This window comes from Polaromonas sp. (assembly GCF_043778355.1).
Taxonomy (GTDB): Bacteria; Pseudomonadota; Gammaproteobacteria; order Burkholderiales; family Burkholderiaceae_C; genus Polaromonas.
Map to the genome: position 1 here is coordinate 50,249 of NZ_JAYWHI010000100.1, position 19,601 is coordinate 69,849.

The following is a 19,601-nucleotide window of genomic DNA, read 5'->3' on the forward strand; positions in this document are numbered from 1 at the left end:
ATATAGCGCAAGAGATGTTGTACTCATGCCACCGCCCAACCCCGATCAAGTGCCCTTTATCGACTCGTTGCCGGGTTTGATCCAGTCGCCTCGCAACGTCCATGTCTGGCGACGGGTGCACGTGTTTGTGCTGCTTGTCCTGATCGTGCCGTGGGTGATGCCGTTTGCCGGCAATCCGTCCCCATCGGTATGGCCGTGGCTCACGTCAGCTTTCTCCGTGGGCCTGCTGCTGTTGTTGATGGCGTGTGTCGGTCCGGCTGCGCTGACGGCGGAGATGGTTCGGCGCGGATGGGTCGTCGCCGCCACCCTTAGCGCTGTCGTGGGCGCTGTCCAATATGCTGGCCTCAGCGAACACTTCACGCCCTGGATGAATCTGACGCGTCCCGGCGAGGCCTTTGGCAACCTGCGCCAGCGCAACCACTTTGCCAGCTTGATGGGTATCGGTCTGGTGGCTTTGATCTGGCATCCGCGACAAAGTGCGGGCAGCTACCTGCCAGCTCTGCTAACGCTTCTGGCACTGGGCAACGCCGCATCAAGTTCGCGGACCGGTGCGCTGCAATGGCTGGCCATCCTGCTTGTTGCGATGGTCTATTCCAGCCGCGGGCGTCGCGGCGTCGGTCAAACGGCCTTGTTGGCCTTCGGTGTGTATCTGCTTTGGGCGCTGGTTTTGCCGTGGCTGTTGGTGCTGCTGACGGGGGTCCATACCAGCGGATTGGTCGCACGTTTCGAAGAGACGCCAGGGTGCGGGAGCCGTCTCGTCCTGTGGTCCAACGTATTAACCCTGATCGGGGAAAAGCCGTGGTTCGGCTGGGGCTGGGGCGAGCTCGACCATGCACACTACATGACCCTGTACCCCGGCCAGCGCTTTTGTGACATTCTGGACAACGCGCACAACCTGCCTTTGCATCTGGCGGTGGAGTTGGGCATTCCGGTGGCGGTGCTGATTCTCGGTAGTGCCGGCTGGCTGGTTTTGCGGGCCCGGCCCTGGTGCGAAACCGCGCCGACGCGGCAAATGGCCTGGGGCGTACTCGCGCTGATCCTGCTGCACAGCCTGCTTGAATATCCCTTGTGGTACGGACCGTTTCAGATGGCCGTCGGCCTGTGTGTGTATCTGCTTTGGACAACGCGGGAGCGGGATGACCCCGCAGGGACGCCGCTGGCCGTCCTCGGTACAGGGCGGGCGAAGATCAACTATCTTCTGGCTGCAACAGCGGCGCTGATGATGGCGGTGGCGGCCTACGCAGCCTGGGACTACCACCGGGTCAGTCAGATTTATCGCGTGCCTGCGCAGCGTGATGCCGCTTATCGCGAAAACACGCTGGAAAAAATTCGCGACACCTTCTTGTTCCGGCATCAGTTTAACTTCGCGGCACTGAGCCTGACCCCGCTGACCCCGCAGAATGCGCTACAGATCCACACGCTGAGCAGCGAGTTGCTTCATTACTCGCCCGAGCCGCGGGTGATCGAAAAGGTGATCGAAAGTGCCGTGATGCTGCGACGTGACGATGAAGCTTTGCTGCACCTGGCCCGCTACCGAGCAGCCTTCCCGGAAAATCATGCGCAATGGCGCCGGGGCCTGAGCCTGCCGAATGGGCTGGCGCCTTGAGAGGGACGGTCGGCTTTTACCCCGCCGCCACAAAACTCCCGGATTTCCCACCGTGTTTTTCCAGCAATTTGACATCGGTGATCACCATGGCCCGGTCCACCGCTTTGCACATGTCGTAGATGGTCAGCAGCGCGACCTGTACCGAGGTCAATGCCTCCATCTCCACCCCGGTGGGCCCCACCGTCTCGACCGTGGCGAGGCAGCGGATGCTGGCGCTGGGTGCATCGGATGTGAACTCGATCGCCACATGGGTCAAGGCGAGCGGATGGCACAGCGGGATCAGTTCGCTGGTTTTTTTAGCGGCCATGATGCCCGCAATCCGCGCGATGCCCAGCACGTCGCCCTTTTTTGCGGTGCCTTCGAGGATGATGGCAAGCGTGGCTGCGTTCATGACAATACGGCCTTGCGCCACGGCGGTCCGGCGGGTATCGGGTTTTGCCGCAACATCTACCATGTGGGCCTGACCCTGGCCGTCGAAATGTGTCAGTGTTGAAGTCGTGGTCATACTGTTACGAAACCTTTACAAGCAACCCCCATCATAAGAGCATGTCCGCCATGACCCTGTCCATGCCGCGTCCGTTCAGAAGCAGCCGCCTTTTGGCGGCGGGTACCCACCTGATGATCAGCCTGGCGGTGGCCGCTGCTGCGGCATGGCTGGTGTTCGGGATGTGGTATCCCTACCCATACCGGGAAATCTCCGGGGGGCGGGAGTTGTTTTTCATCGTGATCGCTGTGGATGTGGTCCTGGGGCCTTTGTTGACGCTGACAGTTTTCAACCGCAGCAAGCCGGTTCGGGAGCTGCGACGCGACCTGTCAATCATTGGGCTGTTGCAACTGGCGGCGCTCGCCTACGGCCTGTGGACCGTATCGGTTGCGCGGCCGGTACATCTTGTTTTCGAAATGGACCGGTTTCGGGTGGTGCATGCGATCGAGGTTCCCGACGCAGAGCTGGATCAGGCGCCCCCTGAACTGCGGCACTTGCCGTGGACCGGTCCCACCCTGCTGTCGATGCGGGCGTTCCGTAACGACAAGGAAAAGGTCGATATGACCCTGGTGGCGCTGGGCGGGACCCCCCTGGGCGCCCGGCCCGGCCTGTGGCAGGGTTATGAAAAAGCGCGCATCCAAGTCACGGCTGCAACCAAACCGCTGGCCAACCTCAAAACACGTTTCCCCGCTCAGGCCGGCCTGATTGACGCGGCGCTGAAATCGGCACCGGGTGCAGACAGGCCCGAAGCGGCGCTCGGCTACCTGCCCATTGCCGGCCGTGACAAGTACTGGACGGCTTTGCTGGATCTCAACACTACCGAGGTGATTGCCTTTGTTCCCATTGACTCCTTCTGAATTTATCAAGAGAAAAAGGCCTGTAGCCCATGGCAGACAAGCGCTGGCAGCTATACTTTTAATAGCGTCCGCCAGTTTCTCTCAAGCCCAGGCGCCGACGCGTTCCGGTGGCTCGTTGCCGGTGCTGGGCGATACATCGGAGTTGCCGGCCAGCGCGGAGCGGCGTCTGGGTGACCGTATCGCCAGCAGCATTTACCGCGACCCGGATTATCTGGACGATCCGGTGCTGGGCGACTACCTGCAAGGCATCTGGCAGCCCTTGATGACGGCGGCGCGTGCGCGCGGCGACCTCAGTGCCGATCTGGAGGAACGCTTCGCCTGGGAAGTCATGCTGATTCGCAACCGCACCATCAATGCGTTTGCCCTGCCTGGCGGTTACCTGGGTGTGCACCTCGGTTTGATCGGTGTTGTGGAAAGCCGGGACGAGCTGGCCTCCGTGCTGGCGCACGAGTTGAGCCATGTGACGCAGCGACATATTTCGCGCCTGATGAGCAAACAGAGCCAGCAAATGCCATGGATGCTGGCCGCCATGATCCTTGGCATGATGGCTGCCAGCAAAAATCCCGACGCTGCGAATGCTGCCATCGCTGGCGGGCAGGCGATTGCGGTCCAGAACCAGCTCAACTTTTCCCGGGACATGGAACGCGAGGCCGACCGGGTGGGTTTTGGCGTGATGGCCGATGCGGGCTTTGAAAAGCAGGGTTTTGCGACCATGTTTGACAAATTGCAGCAGGCCTCGCGGCTCAACGACAACGGCTCCTACCCCTACCTGCGCAGTCACCCCCTGACCACGGAGCGTATCGGCGAGGCCAAAGGCCGGCTGCAACTGGAGGGGTCTGCGTCCTCGGCCTCGGCTGTTTCTGCCGAAGGCGTCCGCGCGCGTGTGGTTCACGCGATGATGGCCGGGCGCGCGCGCCTGCTGGGGGATGTCAGCACGGAGGCCTTGCGTCAGTTGCTGGCGCAGGCGCAACGCGTGCCCTTGTCCGCGGCTGAGGGTTTGAAGCCGCGTGAAGCAGGCGCTTTGTACGCGGGCGCCCTGGCGGCCGCCCGCTTGCGTGAGCACAGCCAGGCACGCAGCCTGGCCGACAGGCTGACAACAGCGGCGGCCGCCAGCCCATCCATGGTGAATGCGGTGGAACTGTTGTCGCTGGAACTTGATATGGCGGCGGGACGTGCGGCGCCGGCCCCCAAACTGGCCAATGGCAAGAGCCGAGCGGCGGTCTTGTTGCAGTCGCAGGCCGATCTGGCGGCCGGACGCCCGCAGGATGTGTCGGACCGCCTGCAGACCTGGGTCAGCACCCATCCCAAAGACGCGATGGCCTGGCAACTGCTGGCGACGGCGCAAGGCCAGCAGGGCCAGACGCTTCGGGCAATCCGCTCTGATGCAGAAAGCCGCGTGGCGCAACTTGACTTCGGCGCCGCGCGGGACCGCTTCAAGGCGGCGCAGGACCTGATGCGCAGCGGCCGCGACACCGGTTCCGGCGCCAGCGCGCATATCGATGGCTCGATCATCGATACCCGCGCGCGCGAAATCGACCAGTTACTTCGAGAACAGGCGCTCCAGGAGAAACTCGATCGCTAGCTGCAGCAGTGAATAAATCAGCGAACCAATCAGCGCCGCCACAAAACCAGTGACGTGCAGGCCGCTGAGCAGGCTGGCTGCGGCCCAGAACATCAAGGCGTTGATGACGAACAGAAACAGCCCCAGCGTGACCAGCGTCACCGGCAGGGTCAGCAGCACCAGGATCGGACGCACGATGGTGTTGAGTGCGCCCAGCACCGCCGCCGCAAGCAGCGCTGCGGGAAAGCTGGTGACGGTGACGCCGGAATACAGATAAGCCACCGCCAGCAGGGCGGCAGCGCTGAGCAGCCATTTGATGATGAGTTTCATGGGCGCAAGAATAGCACCCGTGCCGCGCATTTGTTGGCACGTGCCGACAGGCCGGAGATCGCCTCAGCTCAGTCCGCCGCCAGCAACATGCTGGTGCTCGCCATCACCGCGGCGTAACTCCACAGACTGCGTACCTGCGGCGTAGGCTGGCGCGTCACCGGCTGGAATTCGTTGCCCACTTTGGGACGGCGCGCGTCCAGCACGCGACCTGTGCCGTATTGGGCCATCAGTGCATCCGTCAAATCGCACAAGGGCCCGCTGGCGACCTGGGTGATCACCGAGTCGCCTGGACTCTGCAGCCTCGGAACGACCTGAGAGAAGACTTTTTCAGCCCACTTGCTGCGCCAGTTCTTGCGCGCGCTGTGGGTGACCCATTTGCTCACGTGGTGGGTGACGCGGGGGGCACAGCCAACCACGATCCAGCGGATGGGGGTGCGTGCCTGGCCGGCCGCCAGCATGGGTGTCAGCGTCGTCAATGCGTAGGCGGCCTCGTCGATGTACACAATCAGGTTGTCCATGAAGTTTTCCGGTTGGTAGCTGTTGTTGTACGGACTCTCTGGCGCCAGGCCGAGATGCAGGGCCCGGACGGGCCGCCGCATCTTCCCCGAGGACAGATTATTCTGCGGCCAACTTGTTGTCACCGGCAGTTTTGCTGCGGCGGGTCACCCACCATCCGGCGCCCAGCACGCCGGCGACGGCCACGGCGTAGGTGACCCATTGCGCGGCGGTGGTCAGGGTGGCAGAGGCTGTCGGCGCACCGGGACCGCCGTAGACAGGGTCCAGCAGGGGCTCGCTCACAATCATCTTGGCGGCCGTGAAGGCCAGCACTGCAGCGCCGATGTTGATGATCACCGGGAAGCGCTCGACCAGCTTGAGCACCATGGTGCTGCCAAACACCACGATCGGAATGCTGATCAGCAGGCCGATCACCACCAGGTCAAACGATCCCTGGGCAGCGCCCGCAACGCCCAGCACGTTGTCCACGCCCATCAGCGCATCGGCGATCACAATGGTTTTCATCGCGCCCCAGAAGGTGCTGGCCACCGGGCCGTCGTGTTCCTTGTCGCCCTGGTCGGCCAGCAGTTTGTAGGCAATCCAGAGCAGGCCCAGGCCGCCGACCAGCATCAGGCCCGGAATCTTGAGCAGCCAGACCACACCGACGGTCATGACCGAGCGCACGACAATGGCGCCGACCGTGCCCCAGGCAATGGCTTTTTTCTGAAGATGCGGCGGCAGGTTGCGCGCGGCCAGCGCGATCACGATGGCGTTGTCGCCGGCCAGGACCAGGTCAATCAGGATGATGGCCAGCAGGGCAGACCACCAGGGCGTTGAGAATAATTCCATTTCACACTTTCACGTCAGGTTGCGATGTGGAAATCCGGCGCGCGGACTTCCGGCTTCGTTAAAAACCAGACAAGGTCGGTGAGGGGCGGAGTGGTTGCCGCGACGCCTCGATCAAACCTGTTCAGGTTTCAATCGAAGGTCTGGCTCGACATGCGTTGCACTGCATGCCCAGCAAGCCGGAAGTGTGAACTTCGTAATGACGACTTGCTGAACGTCTGGCGGCGGGAGGGTCCCGATGCGGCCGGACGAGGGAGTTACTCCCCTTCGGAAGCGCATATTTGACAACAAATTGCAAGTTTTTGCAAAAGTTGGCGCGGCGCGGCCCGAAAAAAGCCCGGTGCACGGGATGGGCGCAGGCTTGGCCTATCATTCATGGCCCAGCCGGAAATGGCTTTCCCCGTCACCAGCGGCGGCCCGGTTTCTGCCCCTTTTTCTTTTCCGAATCGCAAAGCCCGCATGCCTGGCATCCACATCACCGACATTGAAGCCGCCATCAACTACTGGCGCGAGAAAAAACCGTCGCCCGATGGCGTCACGCTGGCGCCGGAGCTGCGGGCGCTGGCCGAGGTCTATGCGCTGATGGTTTTCTACCATGAGGACGAGGCCGACGAGGCGGGTTTTCCGATCAAGGCCATGGCGGCCTGGCGCGCCTGGTACGACAGCACCGCCGACACCCCCTGCATTGCGATCTGCTCGACCAGCCAGGGCGATGACCTGTGCAAGGGCTGTGGCCGCACCTTTGAAGAGGTGCAGCACTGGCCCGAGATGAGCCCGGCCGCCAAGCGCAGCACCTGGCGGCGTATCACCCAGGAAGACACGGCCTGGCGTTTTGGCCGTTACGCCGACCGCGCGCTGGAGAAAAAGGATGCGCCGCCAGATTCGGCTTGACCGTCAGACTTCCAAGCCTTTTCGGCCTTCGGCCCATATCAGGCGGGCGTATGCAGCTATCAATTCAGGAGTAAACTGGACGTATGCTCCGACTTGCCCGCGCGCCCAACATCGCGATTGCCGCACTGTGGGCTGATGCCTTGCAGCAGGCCGGCTTCTCGGCCAGCGTGCAGCGCTACTTCCTCGGCAGCGTTGCCGGCGAGTTGCCGCCCGACCAGTGTCAGCCAGAAATCTGGCTGGCCCATGACCATGAAAAACCGCGCGCGGAACTGCTACTGAGCAGCCTGCAGAACCCGCCGCAGCGGCACTGGTTATGCGCCTGCGGCGAAATGGTCGAAGGCGGTTTCGAAGAGTGCTGGGCCTGCGGCGCCGGCATGCCGGCGCCAGCCTGAAAGCGTTCGCTCATACGGCGGACCTCTTAATCAAGCCGGGGCCGCGGATCTGGCTCTGCCAGTCCGCACGCGCAGCGCCCCCTCGGGGGGCAGAGAGCGACACGCAGTGCGCGAACGTGGGGGCTAAATCCTCTTGGCCAGTTCGGCCGCCTTACCGGTGTAACTGCCCGGCGTCATCGCCAGCAGCCGGTCCTTCTCGGTCTGGGGAATCTCCAGCGAGCGGATCAGCCCGTGCAGGGCCTCGGCTGTCACGGTTTTGCCGCGCGTAACTTCCTTGAGCTTTTCATAGGCGCCCTGCACGCCATAACGCCGCATCACGGTCTGTATCGGCTCGGCCAGCACTTCCCAGGCGCTGTCGAGGTCATCGTCCAGCGCTTCGCTGTTGAGCTCCAACTTGCCCAGGCCCACGCTCAGCGAGCTGTAGGCCAGCACGGCATAACCGAAGGCCACGCCCATGTTGCGCAGCACGGTGCTGTCGGTCAGGTCGCGTTGCCAGCGGCTGATCGGCAGCTTTTCGCTGAGGTGGCGCAGCAGCGCATTGGCCAGGCCGAGGTTGCCTTCGGCGTTTTCAAAGTCAATCGGGTTGACCTTGTGCGGCATGGTGCTCGATCCAATCTCACCGGCCTTCAGGCGCTGCTTGAAGTAGCCGACGCTGACATAACCCCAGACGTCGCGCGCAAAGTCGATCAGGATGGTGTTGGTGCGGGCGACCGCGTCGAACAGCTCGGCCATGTAGTCGTGCGGCTCGATCTGGATGCTGTAGGGCTGAAAAGTCAGGCCCAGGCCCAGCGGTTCGGGCGACTCGATCACGCGCCGGCTCAGCGCTTCCCAGTCGAAGTCGGGCCAGGCCGACAGATGCGCGTTGTAGTTGCCAACGGCGCCGTTCATCTTGGCCATCAGCTGCACACCGGCGATACGTTCACGCGCCACCACCAGGCGGGCCACCACATTGGCGATTTCCTTTCCGACGGTGGTCGGGCTGGCGGTCTGGCCGTGGGTGCGGCTCAGCATGGGCTGCTCGGCATACCGGTGCGCCATCTCGCGTAACTGGCTGATGACCTTGTCGAGCGCTGGCAACAGCACCTGCTCGCGGCTGCTTTTGAGCTGTAGCGCATGGCTGGTGTTGTTGATGTCCTCGCTGGTGCAGGCGAAATGCACGAACTCGCTGGCGCCTTCGAGCTCGGGCCTGGCCTCGAACTTCGACTTGATCCAGTACTCCACGGCCTTGACGTCGTGGTTGGTGGTTTTTTCGATCTCTTTGATGGCCGCCGCGTCGGTTTCGGAAAAATGTTTGACCAGGCCCAGCAAGTAAGTGCGTGCTCCGGGCGTGAGCGGTTTGAATTCTGCAAAACCGGCGTCCGACAGCGCGATGAACCAGGCCACTTCGACCTGGACGCGGCGGTGCATGTAACCGAGCTCCGACATCAGCGGCCGCAGGGGTGCCAGTTTGGCGGCATAACGCCCGTCAAGCGGGGACAGGGCGGTGATGGTGAAGCTGGTGGACGGGTTCATGCCCCAATTGTAGGCGGCTCGCTTGTGCATCTACGCGACGGTTTGGCCAGTTTCAGCGGCTAACGCTTACCGGCTGGGGCTTACTCGATAGAATGCAAAAGACGCCAGAATTCGGCCCCACGCTTGGAAAATCACATCTATGAAACTCATCGGATCCAACGGCAGTCCCTATGTGCGCAAGGTGCGCATTGTGATGGCCGAAAAAAAACTCGACTACCAGTTCGTCATTGAAGACGTCTGGGCGGCCGGCACCGGCATGTCCGAGTCCAACCCGCTGGGCAAGGTGCCCTGCCTGGTAATGGAAGGCTCCAACGGCTCCGAGGAAGCGGTGTTCGACTCGCGCGTGATCGTCGAGTACCTCGACACCCTGTCGCCGGTCGGCAAGCTGATCCCGGTGCAGGGCCGCGAACGCGCCGAAGTGAAAACCTGGGAGGCGCTTGCCGATGGCCTGATGGACGCGGCCATTCTGGCGCGGCTGGAAGCCACCTGGTCCGGCCGCAACGACAAGCAGCGCAGCCAGGCCTGGATCGACCGCCAGATGAAAAAAATTGACGACACCGTGCAGGCCATGAGCACCGGCCTGGGCGACAAGCCGTTTTGCAGCGGCATCCACCTGAGCCTGTCCGACATCGCCGTCGGATGTGCGCTCGGCTACCTGGATTTCCGTTTTGCCCAGATCGACTGGCGCACGCCGCACCCGAACCTGGCCCGGCTGTATGACAAGCTGGCGCAACGCCCCAGCTTCGTCGACACCCTGCCATCCTGAGTTTCAGGGGTCAAAACGCGCCCTGGCCCATGCCTGATGGGCGCAGGCAGCTATCAAATCAGTAGTGACTGCGCTGAAATACCCGGCCCATCGGGGAGTGTGCAAGTTATGATCCAGCTCGTTTTTTGAGCCAGCGCATCACACTGCCCACCAGCGGCAATTTTTCGTAGAGTTCTTCCGCTGCGTCCCAGTAGTCGCGGTGGTAGTTGACCAGGCCCGCCTCGTTGAACTTCAGGTGAGAGCTGCCGCGAATGGTCTGCATCGCAGCCGGCTGCTTCTTGAAGTAAAACTCGAAGTCCCAGGTCAGGAAACATTGCCCTCCCTCAGACACCTGGCTGGTCACCACAAAACGCGGCTTGTCCAGCGCGACGTACATGTGGCTGAAAATCTGCTGCACCTGCGCCAGCGTGTACACTTCATTGAACGGGTCCTTGAAGTACACGTCGCTGGTGTACACCTCGCCCAGCCGCGCAACGTTTCCCGGATCCAGGGCTTCAAAAAAATCCACAAAACGGGTGATGGCGGGTGTCATGGCGGGTGGTGGGGCGGGCTCACAGACCGGTGAATTTGCGGACCGCCGGAAAGTACAGCGCATACGGCAGCACGCGCAAGGTTTTCATCCAGAGGGTAAAGCGTTTGGGGAAATGGATTTCAAATTCCCCGCGCGCCCAGCCGCCCAGAATTTCGGTGGCCGCCTGCGCCGGGCTGATCAGCGCCGGCATGCTGAATTCGTTTTGCGCGGTCAGCGGTGTTTCCACAAAACCCGGGTTCACGATGCTCACGCCGACGCCGCTGGGCTTCAGGTCCACATGCAGGGTTTCGGCCAGATTGATCAATGCGGCTTTGGTCGGGCCATAGGCCAGGCTTTTTGGCAAGCCGCGGTAGCCGGCGACGCTGCCGACCAGACTGATGTGACCGCTGCCGCACTGCAGCAGTGCTGGCAGCACCGCATCGATCAGGTAGAGCGCGCCGGTGTAATTGACCTGCTGGTGCTTGAGCATCTCCGTCAGGTCAAACTCGGTGGCGCGCAACTCGCGGTAATAAGCTGCGCAGTACATCAGCAGGTCAAGAGGACCGAGGGCCAGCACGGTTTGCGCGGCTGCTTTTACCGCCGCTGGATCGGACGCATCCAGCGGCACGGCCAGTGCCCCGCTGTGGTCGCGCACAAAGTCGTCAAGTGCCTGTGCATTGCGGGCCGACACCACCACCCGCGCGCCGCGCGCATGCAGCGCGTGGGCGGTGGCCTGGCCGATGCCGCTGGAAGCGCCGACCAGCCACACGGTTTTGCCGTGCCAGTCTTTCTGGGGTGGGTTGTGGGACATGGTGTATTTGTTATAAAAATGATAGCTGCTTGCGCTTGCTCGATAAGGGCTACAGACCTTTTTGCTTGGAAATCGACGGTGCAGTGTCAGCGCTTGACGAAAGACAGCGTGACCTCGCCGAGCTTGAAGCCGAACTTGCTCATGACCGCCTTGTTGAGCATGACTTTTTCGTTCATCAAATACATCCAGTCGTCGAACTGCACCTCGATCACCCGGCCATCGACGGGCAGCTTGAGTGTGTAGCCCCAGCGGAAGGTGTTGCCTTTTTCCTCGCCGAGGGCCTGTCCTGCCACGTCGGCGGCGGTGCCGGTGTATTTGCCGTCGGGCGTGCGCTTGAGCGTCCAGATCCGGCGATCGGTGGTTCCGTCCGAGTAGCTGAACACTTCATCGAGCACGCCGGTCTCTGCGCCTGCCGGGCCCTGCCAGTTGCAGGTCATGACCACGGTAAAACGCTTGACCACCTTGCCGGAGCGGTCGGTGAACACGCCGTACGCGTCGACGGTGCCGTTGAAATACTGGCGCATGTCGAGCACCGGCTTTTCGGCAGCGTAGTCGCTGATTTGCGGACCGGCGCAGCCCGCCAGCAGGCCGGTGCACAGCGCCAGGGCAGCGGCGCTCTTGAGGAGAAAATGATTCACGGCTGGACCTTTTGCGGCTGTTTGATGATCAGAAAATAAAGGCAGGCGGCGGCCGCCAGCTTGAGCAGGCAGGGCAAGACGCAATACGCCACCAGCAAGGCGTCCAGGGCCTGGGCGTCGCGCGCGCCGGGGGCGTAACCGAACAGGGCCAGCGCCGGCAGCGCCAGCCCGGCGGCCAGCGCCAGATTGAGCTTGATCGCAAAATTCCACCAGCCGAAGTAGGCGCCCTCGGCGCGCCCTGACTGACCATTGGCCTGGATCACGCCGGCCAGGAGCGCGCCCGGCAGCGCCAGGTCGGTGCCCAGCGCGATGCCCGACAGCGCGCAGACGATCACAAAGGCGGTGGTCTGGCCGGCGCCCACTTGCGTGGCCCAGCCGAAGGTGGCAATCGCCAGCCCCATGCCCAGCAGCCAGGCCGGCGCCAGGCCGACGCGTTTGACCACCGCCAGCCACAGCGGAATCGACAGCGCGGCGCACAGAAAGTAGCTGCCCAGGAACAGCGGCTCCATCTTCTGTGGCGCCTGCAGCCGGTCCTGGATAAAAAACAGCACCAGCGTGGCCGGCACGGCGCTGGCGGTGCCGTTGAGCATGAAAACGGTCAACAGGCGGCGAAAGCCCGCATGCTGAAACGGCAGCCAGATCGACGTGCCTTGGCCGGCGTGCAGAGCGGGTTGTGGCAAGGGGCGCTCAGCGCGTGTCCAGGCCAGCCAGCCCAGCGCCAGCGCGCCAAAAAACAGCGCGGTGGTAACCGGCAGGCCGAAAGCCACCGGCGTGACCGAGGCCAGCACCACGCCGATCAGGCCCAGGCCTTCGCGCCAGGCCACGATGCGGCTGCGCTGGCGCTCGTCGCCGCCCAGCATCGCGCCCCAGGACTGGTGTGACACGCTCAGCGCGCTGTAGCCGGCATAAGTCAGCATCAGCATCAGGCTGGCCCAGAGCACCAGCGCAGACGGGGTGCTCACCAGAGGGAAGAACAGCAGCGCAAAACCGACCGCCAGCAGCAGCGCTGCGATCGCGCCCATGCCAAGCACGGCGCTGGGTGAGCGTGCAAACAAGCGGTCACTGAGGCGGCCCAGCAGCGGATCGATCAGCGCATCGAACAGTCGTGCGCCCAGCAGCACCGCGCCCAATGTGGCCAGCGGCACGCCGAACTCGCGCGCATAGTGGTTGGGCAAAATCACATAGAGCGGCAGCGCCACGAAAGCCAGCGGCAGGCCCAGCAAGCCGTAAGCCAGTCCGTTGCGCGTGCCAAACGGATTGCGGGCACCAGGTTTCAAGGGGCTGCCCCGGCCAGCAGCGCGGTGCGCAGGCGGGGCTCCGACGTGGTGGGTGCCAGCCAGATGCCGAAAAACAGGCGCGCAAATTCGGTATCGCGGATCTCGCCGAGGGGCTTGCCGTTCATCCAGAACGAGGCGCCCACGCCAGGGCGGTGCACGCCCATCACGCGGTCGCCTTTTTTGACATCCGGCAGCACCCGCGCCATGGCGGCCATCCATTTGTCGGCCTGCTCGTCGCTGATGGTGGCAGACCGCCGCATTTCGGTGATTGAACGCTCGGCCACAGCCTGGCTCTCAAAACCGCGCAGGTAGGCAAGCTCCAGTGCCAGCGGCTGGGCCGTGAAGCTGCTGGCCCCAAAACCGGGGTTGGCCCAGAGGCGGGCGTCATACACCTGGAAACCCCAGACCGTCAGACGCCCCTTGCCGACGAGCTGCGCCTGCGGAAGGACTTGCTGCAATTCAGCGCGCGTGTCGTCGGCCGCAGGCTGCGCCAAGGCCGCACCAGCGATGCACAGGCAAATCGCCAGCGCCGTGGTCAGGGTTTGCGCAGCGTGTACTGCACGACGTCGGTATTGGCCTGGGTAAAAGCCGCTTCGCAGTAGGCCAGATAGAACTCCCATATGCGCATAAACCTTTTGTCAAACCCGAGTTGGAGCACCCGTGACTCTTGTGCCATGAATTCTTCGCGCCACAATTGAAGGGTGCGGGCGTAATCCTGGCCGAACGAAAACTCATCAACCACTTCCAGCCCGGCAGCAAGCGCCTGGGCCCGGAATTCTTTCGGGCACGGCAGGCAACCGCCCGGAAAGATGTACTGCTGGATGAAGTCGGTCGACGCGATGTAGCGCTCAAACAGGTTGTCGGCAATGACGATGCTCTGGATGCAGGCGCGCCCGCCCGGCTTGAGCAGGCGTGCGACGGTCTGAAAGTACTCGGGCCAATACTCGCGTCCCACGGCCTCGACCATCTCGATCGAGCAAATCGCGTCAAAGGTTTCGCCGTTGCCGGTTTTGCCGATGTCGCGGTAGTCCTGCAGACGCAAGTCTGCTTTGTCGGCTGCGCCCAGGCGGGCCAGGCGCTGCTGGGCCCAGGCCAGTTGTTCGGTGCTCAGCGTGACACCGACGATGGAAGCGTCGAATTCGGTGGCGGCCATTTCGGCCAGCGCGCCCCAGCCGCAGCCGATCTCAAGCACGCGGTCGCCGGCCTTCGCACCGGCCTGCTGCAGCGCGCGGCGCACCTTGGCATCCTGCGCGTCCTTCATCGAGGTCTCGGGCGTGGCAAAAATCGCCGACGAATAGTTCATCGTGCCGTCCAGCCACAGCGCATAAAAAGCATTGCCCAGGTCGTAATGCGCGTGGATGTTTTTCTGGCTGTTGGTTTTGGTGTTGCGGTTCAGCAGGTGCTTGATGCGGTAGGCAAAACGTCCGAGCCAGGTGCCGTAAATCACGTCCTCGACTTCCTGGCGGTTGCGGATCAGCACACTGAGCAGGTCACTGAGGTTGTGCGTGGTCCAGTCCCCGGCGATGAAACTTTCGGCAAACCCGATGTCGCCCGACTTCAAGGCCGCGCCGCAGACGTTCCAGTTGTGCAGGCGCAAGCTGGCTACCGGGGCTTCGCCCGAGCCGAAATGCCGGGTCGAGCCGTCCGGCAGCTGCACATGCAGCGTCCCGTGTTTCAGGCGCGTCAGCAACTGCAGCACGGTGCGTGCGGCGGCCGGGGCGCCGCCCGGCAGGGCCAGCGACGACAGCGTTGAGGACACACACGAAGCGGTGGAGGAAGAAGGGTTGCTGGCTGTATTCATCGGGTGACAAAGCGTTGGGGGGGCTCGGGTTTTCGGACAAAGGGGACACGCTTGCACCACAGCCTGAAGGCCTGCCAGTGAATGCGCGCGACGACGCCGAAGGTCATGGCCGGGTGGCGCCACAGGGCACGGCGCAGGCTTTCGGCGCTGACCGGAACCAGCGTGCCGCTGACGCTGGTTTCCAGCAGGGGTCCGTCAGCGTCGTCATAGTCGATGCGGGCAACGGTTTTCTGCAGGCCGTCGCTGTTGATGCGCATGAAACGAAAGCGGTAACGTCCTTCAAGTGTGCAGAAGGGCGAGACATGAAACACCTTGTCGGCGCTGAGTTCCTGGCCATAGTGCGGACGGTCCAGCAAATAACAGTGGCGCTCGCCAAAGGTGTTGTTGACCTCCACCACGATGGCGCGCAAGCTGCCGTCGATGTGGTGGCAGTACCAGAAGCTCACCGGCTTGAAGGTGTGACCGAAAATGCGCGGATAGGTGTGCAGCCAGAGCTCGCCATCGGCATCGCTGATGCCTTCCTTGTGCAGCAGCTCGTCGAGCCAGCTCACGCAGTCGGCGCGGCCATCGCCGTGGTCGCTGTCAAAAAAACTCAGTGCGCTGCGCCGATTACGCGCCAGCGTGCCATTGCCGTGGGCCTGCATGCTGCGCAGCGGCAGCATCAAAAAATAGGTGGGGTAGGCAAAGGCGTTGCGGGCTGGCTTCAAGCGCGTGTGACGCACCTGGCCGAACCCAATGAGTGGTGCCCCCACGCTTTTCACTTCGTGTAATGCGCTGCCCCTTGCACGAGAGGTGGGGGCTGTGCTTGCCAGCGTGTTCATGCGGCGATCCCTGCGCAGTCGCCCAGCACCAGGCGCGCTGCTGCGAGACCGGACTTGAGGCCATCCTCATGAAAACCGTAGCCGGCCCAGGCGCCGCAAAAATAACTGTGCTGCCGGCCTTGCAAGCCGGGCAGAGCCTGCTGGGCGCGTATGGCGGCGGCGTCAAACACCGGATGTGCGTAATCAAATTCACCCATCACCAGATTACGCGCTATCGCCTGCACCGGATTCAGTGACACCACCACCGGTTGCTCGAAGGGCAGGGGTTGCAGCATGTTGAGCAGGTAGTGCAGGCAGACCTGCGTCGATTCGCGCCGGCCATCCCGCGCACGTTCGTAGTTCCATGCCGCCCAGGCCAGCTTGTTGGCCGGAAGCACCGAGGTGTCGGTGTGCAGCACCGCGCGGTTGGGCTGGTAGCTGATCGCGCCCAGCACGGCGCGTTCGTCCGGGGCGGCATCGGCCAGCAGCGCCAGCGACTGGTCAGCGTGCGCCGCCAGCACCACCTTGTCAAAGGTTTCGGCCTGACCCTTGGCGACAATCCGCACGCCGCCGCGCAGCAGGCCGGCATCGCGCTCAATGCGTTCCACGGGCGTGTTCAGGCGTTTGTCGGCGATGTTGGCGATGATTTTCTCAACGTAATTTCGCGCGCCACCGGTCACTGTCCACCACTGCGGCCGGTTGGCCACCTGGATCAGCCCGTGGTTGTGGCAAAAGCGGATCATGGTGGCAACCGGAAACTGCAGCATCTGGTCGGTCGGGCAGGACCAGATGCAACCCAGCATGGGCAGGAAGTACCAGTCGCGAAATTCGTCTGAAAACCTGCCTTCCCTGAGAAAGTCCCCCAGCGGCTGCAACATGGCGGCCTCGGCGTGGTTTTCGGCCAGTGCACTGGCCTGGCGGTTGAAGCGCATGATGTCGCGCAACATGCGCAAGAATTTCCAGCTCAGCAGATTGCCGCGCTGTGCGAACACCGTGTTGAGGCTGGAGCCGCTCCATTCGAGTGCGCGTCCCCCGCGGGCACCCGGCACCTTGACCGAAAACGACATGTCCGATTTGGCGGTCGCCACGCCCAGCTCTGTAAACAGGCGAATCAGGTTGGGGTAGGTGCGTTCGTTGAACACCAGAAAGCCGGTGTCCACGCCATGGGTGACCAGGCCTTGTGATGTGGGCAGGGTGACATCGACCGTGTGGGTGTGGCCGCCGAAATAGTCGCCGGCTTCAAACAGGGTGATGTCAGCCTGGCCCTGAAGGGCATGGGCCACCGCCAGGCCAGAGATACCGGAACCGACGATGGCGACCCGTGGGCGGGCGGGAGAAGAGACGCCGGTCAAAGCCATCTCAGTCGCCTGAAGATAAAAATGCTGCGAAGCGCCCCGACGCGAACAAGGGAGGGAGGGAGGAGGAGGAGAACCGCCCCGGGATTGCATCCTGGCCGCAAGGGCCTGGAAGTCTTCGCAACAAAAAAACGGTGAGGTCAGAACGGCCTTGTTGGCGCAGTCCCGATGTCAGTCTGAGCTGTTTCATATGTGCACGGTTCCCCAACAATGCAAACAGCATCGCGTAAAGATTTGTTAAGGAAAGCGTTGGCACGGCGTAAAAACAGCTGGGTAAAAAGAAGTCGGAACTCCGAAATAAAGGGAAAACGATACCTGTTGGTCGAATTATTACCGATTAGTAATTATTTTGCCAGCAACTTTTTCTCGATGTCCCTCAAAAAGGCGGAATTGCCGGGATCGACGCTGGTGGCGAAGCTGCTGACTTCCTGACCATCGCGGGAGATCAGGTATTTATGGAAATTCCAGCGCGGCGCGCTGCCCGTCCACTCGGCCAGCTGTTTGAACAGGGGGTTGGCGGTTTTGCCGCTGACGCTGGACTTGGTAAACATCGGGAATTTCACGCCGAAGGTGTTTTCGCAAAAATCAGCGATTTCCTTGTTGCTGCCGGTTTCCTGGGAGAAGTCGTTGGAAGGAAAACCCAGCACCACCAGGCCTTTGTCGCGGTATTTGGCATGCAGCGCTTCCAGGCCCTTGTATTGGGCGGTGAAGCCGCAGAAGCTCGCGGTGTTGACCACCAGCAGTACTTTGCCGCTGTATTGACACAGGGTTTGGGGCTTTTCATCCTGAAGCCGCAAAAAGTTGTGCTGCAGCAGAGGCGCACAGGGGGCTGCCGCTGCGGCGCCCGGCTTGGGTGAAGCCGTCGCTGCATGCGCCGGTGTCAAAAAGGCACACCCCAGCACGGCCGTGCCCAGCATGGATTTGAATGAAGCAGTGTTCATGGCGTTGTCACCGTTGAAAAGGCGCGGCGTAGATAAAGGAAGCGAGTAAAAAATACGCGGCGTTCGCCTGATCAGATTCACCGGGCACGTGGCCTGCGTGAGCGGGAAGTTGGCTGATACCCAAGCCGCCGCAAACCGTGTAAAACAATTAAAGAGGCTAAACAGCGATCAATCCGCAGGAAGTGGCAGCAAAAACCATTTTGGGCGATTTGTCATATTCACCGCCTAAAATCGGCCTGAATCTAAGTCGGCGAGTGCCGCGTAAAGGAGTCTTATGCTTTACCCAGAACTTTTCAAACAGCTTGAGTCCGTTCGTTGGGACATGGACAAGGATATTCCCTGGGCCAGTTTTGACGCGTCCAAGCTCACCGACGAACAGGCGCAGACGATCAAGATGAACGCCATCACCGAGTGGTCGGCCTTGCCCGCCACCGAGATGTTTTTGCGCGACAACAAGGACGACAGCGATTTTTCCGCCTTCATGTCGATCTGGTTTTTTGAAGAGCAAAAACATTCGCTGGTGCTGATGGAATACCTGCGGCGCTTCCGTCCCGATCTGGCGCCGACTGAAAAGGAATTGCACGAAGTGCGTTTCGAGTTTGAACCGGCCCCGGCGCTGGAAACCCTGATGCTGCATTTCTGCGGAGAGATCCGGCTCAACCACTGGTACCGGCGCGCCAGCGAGTGGCACACCGAGCCCGTCATCAAGCAGATTTACACCCAGCTCAGCCAGGACGAGGCGCGCCACGGCGGCGCCTATCTGCGCTACATGAAACGCGCCATCAACAACTTCGGCAACGATGCCCGAGCCGCTTTCACCAAGGTGGGTGTGCTGATGGCCAGCGCGCGCCGTACCGCGCAGGCCTTGCACCCGACCAATTTGCACGTCAACAAGGACCTGTTCCCGCGCGACACCATCCAGTCGCGCCTGCCCAACCCCGAGTGGCTGGAACACTGGCTGGACAAGCAGATCAACTTTGACGCCGTCTGGGAAGGCAAGGTGGTTGAACGTATCCTGCACAACATGAGCCTGCTGATGAACCAGAGTTTCAAGACGGTGCAGGAGCTCAACCGCTACCGCAAGGAGTTGAGCCGGGAAATCGCTACGACCATCGCGGCCAAGGCGGCACCCACGGTTATTTGATGCAACACACCCGCTGGCCAGGTGATCTGGCCCCGGGGGTGGCCATCTCCTTCCGTTAAAGTGGCGTGATGCCCAGCGCACCTTCCCCTCCGCCAGCCCTTTCCCATTTCACCGAAAAAATAGTCGCGCGGGCGCAAGCCGCCCAGCGACTCGCCGCCTTGCCACGTCCGCTGGTGTTTACCAACGGCGTGTTCGACGTGCTGCACCGCGGCCATGCCACCTACCTGGCGGCTGCGCGCGCGCTGGGCGCCAGCCTGGTGGTCGGCCTGAACACCGACGCCTCGGCCCGGCGCCTGGGCAAGGGGCCGAATCGGCCGCTGAACAATCAGGAAGATCGCGCCGTGATGATGGCTTCCATGGAAGCGGTGAGCCTGGTGACCTGGTTTGACGAGGACACGCCGCTGGCGCTTGTCGACGAACTGCGGCCCGACATCCTGGTCAAGGGCGGTGACTACGACATGCGCACGCTGGCCGAGACAGCGCTGGTGGAAAGTTATGGCGGCAAGGCGCTGGCGCTGGCCTTTGTTGATGGTTACTCGACGACGGCACTGGTGCAGAAGATCCGGCAGGCCCCCTGAGTCGA

At 62.4% G+C, this 19,601-nt stretch carries 22 protein-coding genes; 8 read left to right on the plus strand and 14 right to left on the minus strand.

All coding sequences use genetic code 11. From position 1 onward, the window contains the following. Positions 1–25 precede the first annotated feature (25 nt). Positions 26–1,606, plus strand: a complete 1,581-nt coding sequence (locus tag ACH2CW_RS14485) for a PglL family O-oligosaccharyltransferase (RefSeq protein WP_395059349.1) — start codon at positions 26–28, stop codon at positions 1,604–1,606. 16 nt (positions 1,607–1,622) lie between these two features. Here the strand turns inward: ACH2CW_RS14485 and moaC are convergent, their stop codons facing one another. Continuing rightward, on the minus strand, positions 1,623–2,111 hold the full coding sequence (gene moaC, locus ACH2CW_RS14490; protein ID WP_395059351.1) for a cyclic pyranopterin monophosphate synthase MoaC: 489 nt from the start codon (positions 2,109–2,111) through the stop codon (positions 1,623–1,625). Here moaC and tfpZ point away from each other — a divergent pair. Together tfpZ and ACH2CW_RS14500 are read left to right on the plus strand one after the other, a co-directional pair. Beyond that, positions 2,093–2,947 (plus strand): TfpX/TfpZ family type IV pilin accessory protein, encoded by an 855-nt coding sequence (tfpZ, locus tag ACH2CW_RS14495; protein ID WP_395059353.1) that lies wholly within the window; start codon positions 2,093–2,095, stop codon positions 2,945–2,947. The genes moaC and tfpZ overlap by 19 nt on opposite strands. After that, positions 2,934–4,529: a M48 family metalloprotease gene (locus ACH2CW_RS14500; RefSeq protein WP_395059467.1), complete on the plus strand. Its 1,596-nt coding sequence runs from the start codon at positions 2,934–2,936 to the stop codon at positions 4,527–4,529. Before tfpZ ends, ACH2CW_RS14500 begins: the two co-directional genes overlap by 14 nt. Here ACH2CW_RS14500 and ACH2CW_RS14505 read toward each other — a convergent pair. From ACH2CW_RS14505 to ACH2CW_RS14515, 3 genes are all read right to left on the minus strand, one after another. Further along, positions 4,488–4,838 (minus strand): phage holin family protein, encoded by a 351-nt coding sequence (locus ACH2CW_RS14505; protein WP_395059355.1) that lies wholly within the window; start codon positions 4,836–4,838, stop codon positions 4,488–4,490. The two genes, ACH2CW_RS14500 and ACH2CW_RS14505, sit on opposite strands and share 42 nt — an antisense overlap. A gap of 68 nt (positions 4,839–4,906) precedes the next feature. Continuing rightward, entirely contained in the window at positions 4,907–5,356 is a 450-nt protein-coding gene (locus ACH2CW_RS14510) for a hypothetical protein (RefSeq protein ID WP_395059357.1), read from the minus strand. Between the two features lie 97 nt (positions 5,357–5,453). Next, entirely contained in the window at positions 5,454–6,182 is a 729-nt protein-coding gene (locus ACH2CW_RS14515; protein ID WP_395059359.1) for a TerC family protein, read from the minus strand. 456 nt (positions 6,183–6,638) lie between these two features. On the opposite strand from ACH2CW_RS14515, the gene ACH2CW_RS14520 reads away from it, so the two are divergent. Next, entirely contained in the window at positions 6,639–7,070 is a 432-nt protein-coding gene (locus ACH2CW_RS14520; protein ID WP_395059361.1) for a DUF3717 domain-containing protein, read from the plus strand. Between the two features lie 83 nt (positions 7,071–7,153). Continuing rightward, positions 7,154–7,462, plus strand: a complete 309-nt coding sequence (locus tag ACH2CW_RS14525) for a DUF2007 domain-containing protein (protein WP_395059363.1) — start codon at positions 7,154–7,156, stop codon at positions 7,460–7,462. Positions 7,463–7,585: 123 nt separating this feature from the next. Here ACH2CW_RS14525 and purB read toward each other — a convergent pair whose 3' ends face one another. After that, positions 7,586–8,974 carry an adenylosuccinate lyase gene (gene purB / locus ACH2CW_RS14530; protein ID WP_395059365.1) on the minus strand — a complete coding sequence of 463 codons (1,389 nt, stop codon included), beginning with the start codon at positions 8,972–8,974 and terminating at the stop codon, positions 7,586–7,588. Between the two features lie 139 nt (positions 8,975–9,113). Between purB and ACH2CW_RS14535 the strand changes: the two genes are divergently transcribed. Next, positions 9,114–9,740: a glutathione S-transferase family protein gene (locus tag ACH2CW_RS14535; protein ID WP_395059367.1), complete on the plus strand. Its 627-nt coding sequence runs from the start codon at positions 9,114–9,116 to the stop codon at positions 9,738–9,740. Between the two features lie 106 nt (positions 9,741–9,846). Here ACH2CW_RS14535 and ACH2CW_RS14540 read toward each other — a convergent pair whose 3' ends face one another. From ACH2CW_RS14540 to ACH2CW_RS14580, 9 genes are all read right to left on the minus strand, one after another. Further along, positions 9,847–10,272, minus strand: coding sequence for a nuclear transport factor 2 family protein (locus tag ACH2CW_RS14540; RefSeq protein WP_395059369.1), 426 nt, complete (start codon positions 10,270–10,272; stop codon positions 9,847–9,849). Between the two features lie 19 nt (positions 10,273–10,291). Next, positions 10,292–11,062, minus strand: coding sequence for an SDR family NAD(P)-dependent oxidoreductase (locus ACH2CW_RS14545; protein WP_395059371.1), 771 nt, complete (start codon positions 11,060–11,062; stop codon positions 10,292–10,294). An 86-nt stretch (positions 11,063–11,148) separates the two neighbouring features. Then, positions 11,149–11,700 carry a DUF3833 domain-containing protein gene (locus ACH2CW_RS14550; protein WP_395059373.1) on the minus strand — a complete coding sequence of 184 codons (552 nt, stop codon included), beginning with the start codon at positions 11,698–11,700 and terminating at the stop codon, positions 11,149–11,151. Then, positions 11,697–12,977 carry an MFS transporter gene (locus tag ACH2CW_RS14555; RefSeq protein ID WP_395059375.1) on the minus strand — a complete coding sequence of 427 codons (1,281 nt, stop codon included), beginning with the start codon at positions 12,975–12,977 and terminating at the stop codon, positions 11,697–11,699. Before ACH2CW_RS14555 ends, ACH2CW_RS14550 begins: the two co-directional genes overlap by 4 nt. Next, a complete protein-coding gene (locus ACH2CW_RS14560; RefSeq protein WP_395059377.1) occupies positions 12,974–13,471 on the minus strand; it encodes a chalcone isomerase family protein in 498 nt (165 codons plus the stop codon). The genes ACH2CW_RS14555 and ACH2CW_RS14560 overlap by 4 nt, the downstream gene beginning before the upstream one ends. A 41-nt stretch (positions 13,472–13,512) precedes the next feature. Further along, positions 13,513–14,778, minus strand: a complete 1,266-nt coding sequence (locus ACH2CW_RS14565) for a class I SAM-dependent methyltransferase (RefSeq protein ID WP_395059379.1) — start codon at positions 14,776–14,778, stop codon at positions 13,513–13,515. Next, on the minus strand, positions 14,775–15,530 hold the full coding sequence (locus tag ACH2CW_RS14570; protein ID WP_395059381.1) for a DUF1365 domain-containing protein: 756 nt from the start codon (positions 15,528–15,530) through the stop codon (positions 14,775–14,777). Before ACH2CW_RS14570 ends, ACH2CW_RS14565 begins: the two co-directional genes overlap by 4 nt. A gap of 65 nt (positions 15,531–15,595) precedes the next feature. Then, a complete protein-coding gene (locus tag ACH2CW_RS14575; RefSeq protein ID WP_395059383.1) occupies positions 15,596–16,936 on the minus strand; it encodes an NAD(P)/FAD-dependent oxidoreductase in 1,341 nt (446 codons plus the stop codon). 341 nt (positions 16,937–17,277) lie between these two features. Next, positions 17,278–17,874, minus strand: a complete 597-nt coding sequence (locus ACH2CW_RS14580) for a glutathione peroxidase (protein WP_395059385.1) — start codon at positions 17,872–17,874, stop codon at positions 17,278–17,280. A 274-nt stretch (positions 17,875–18,148) separates the two neighbouring features. Here ACH2CW_RS14580 and ACH2CW_RS14585 point away from each other — a divergent pair, with 274 nt between their 5' ends. Further along, the gene (locus tag ACH2CW_RS14585) at positions 18,149–19,018 is read left to right on the plus strand and encodes a ferritin-like domain-containing protein (protein WP_395059387.1); all 870 of its coding nucleotides are present in this window, start codon (positions 18,149–18,151) and stop codon (positions 19,016–19,018) included. 68 nt (positions 19,019–19,086) lie between these two features. Then, positions 19,087–19,596: an adenylyltransferase/cytidyltransferase family protein gene (locus tag ACH2CW_RS14590; RefSeq protein WP_395059389.1), complete on the plus strand. Its 510-nt coding sequence runs from the start codon at positions 19,087–19,089 to the stop codon at positions 19,594–19,596. Positions 19,597–19,601: the final 5 nt, after the last annotated feature.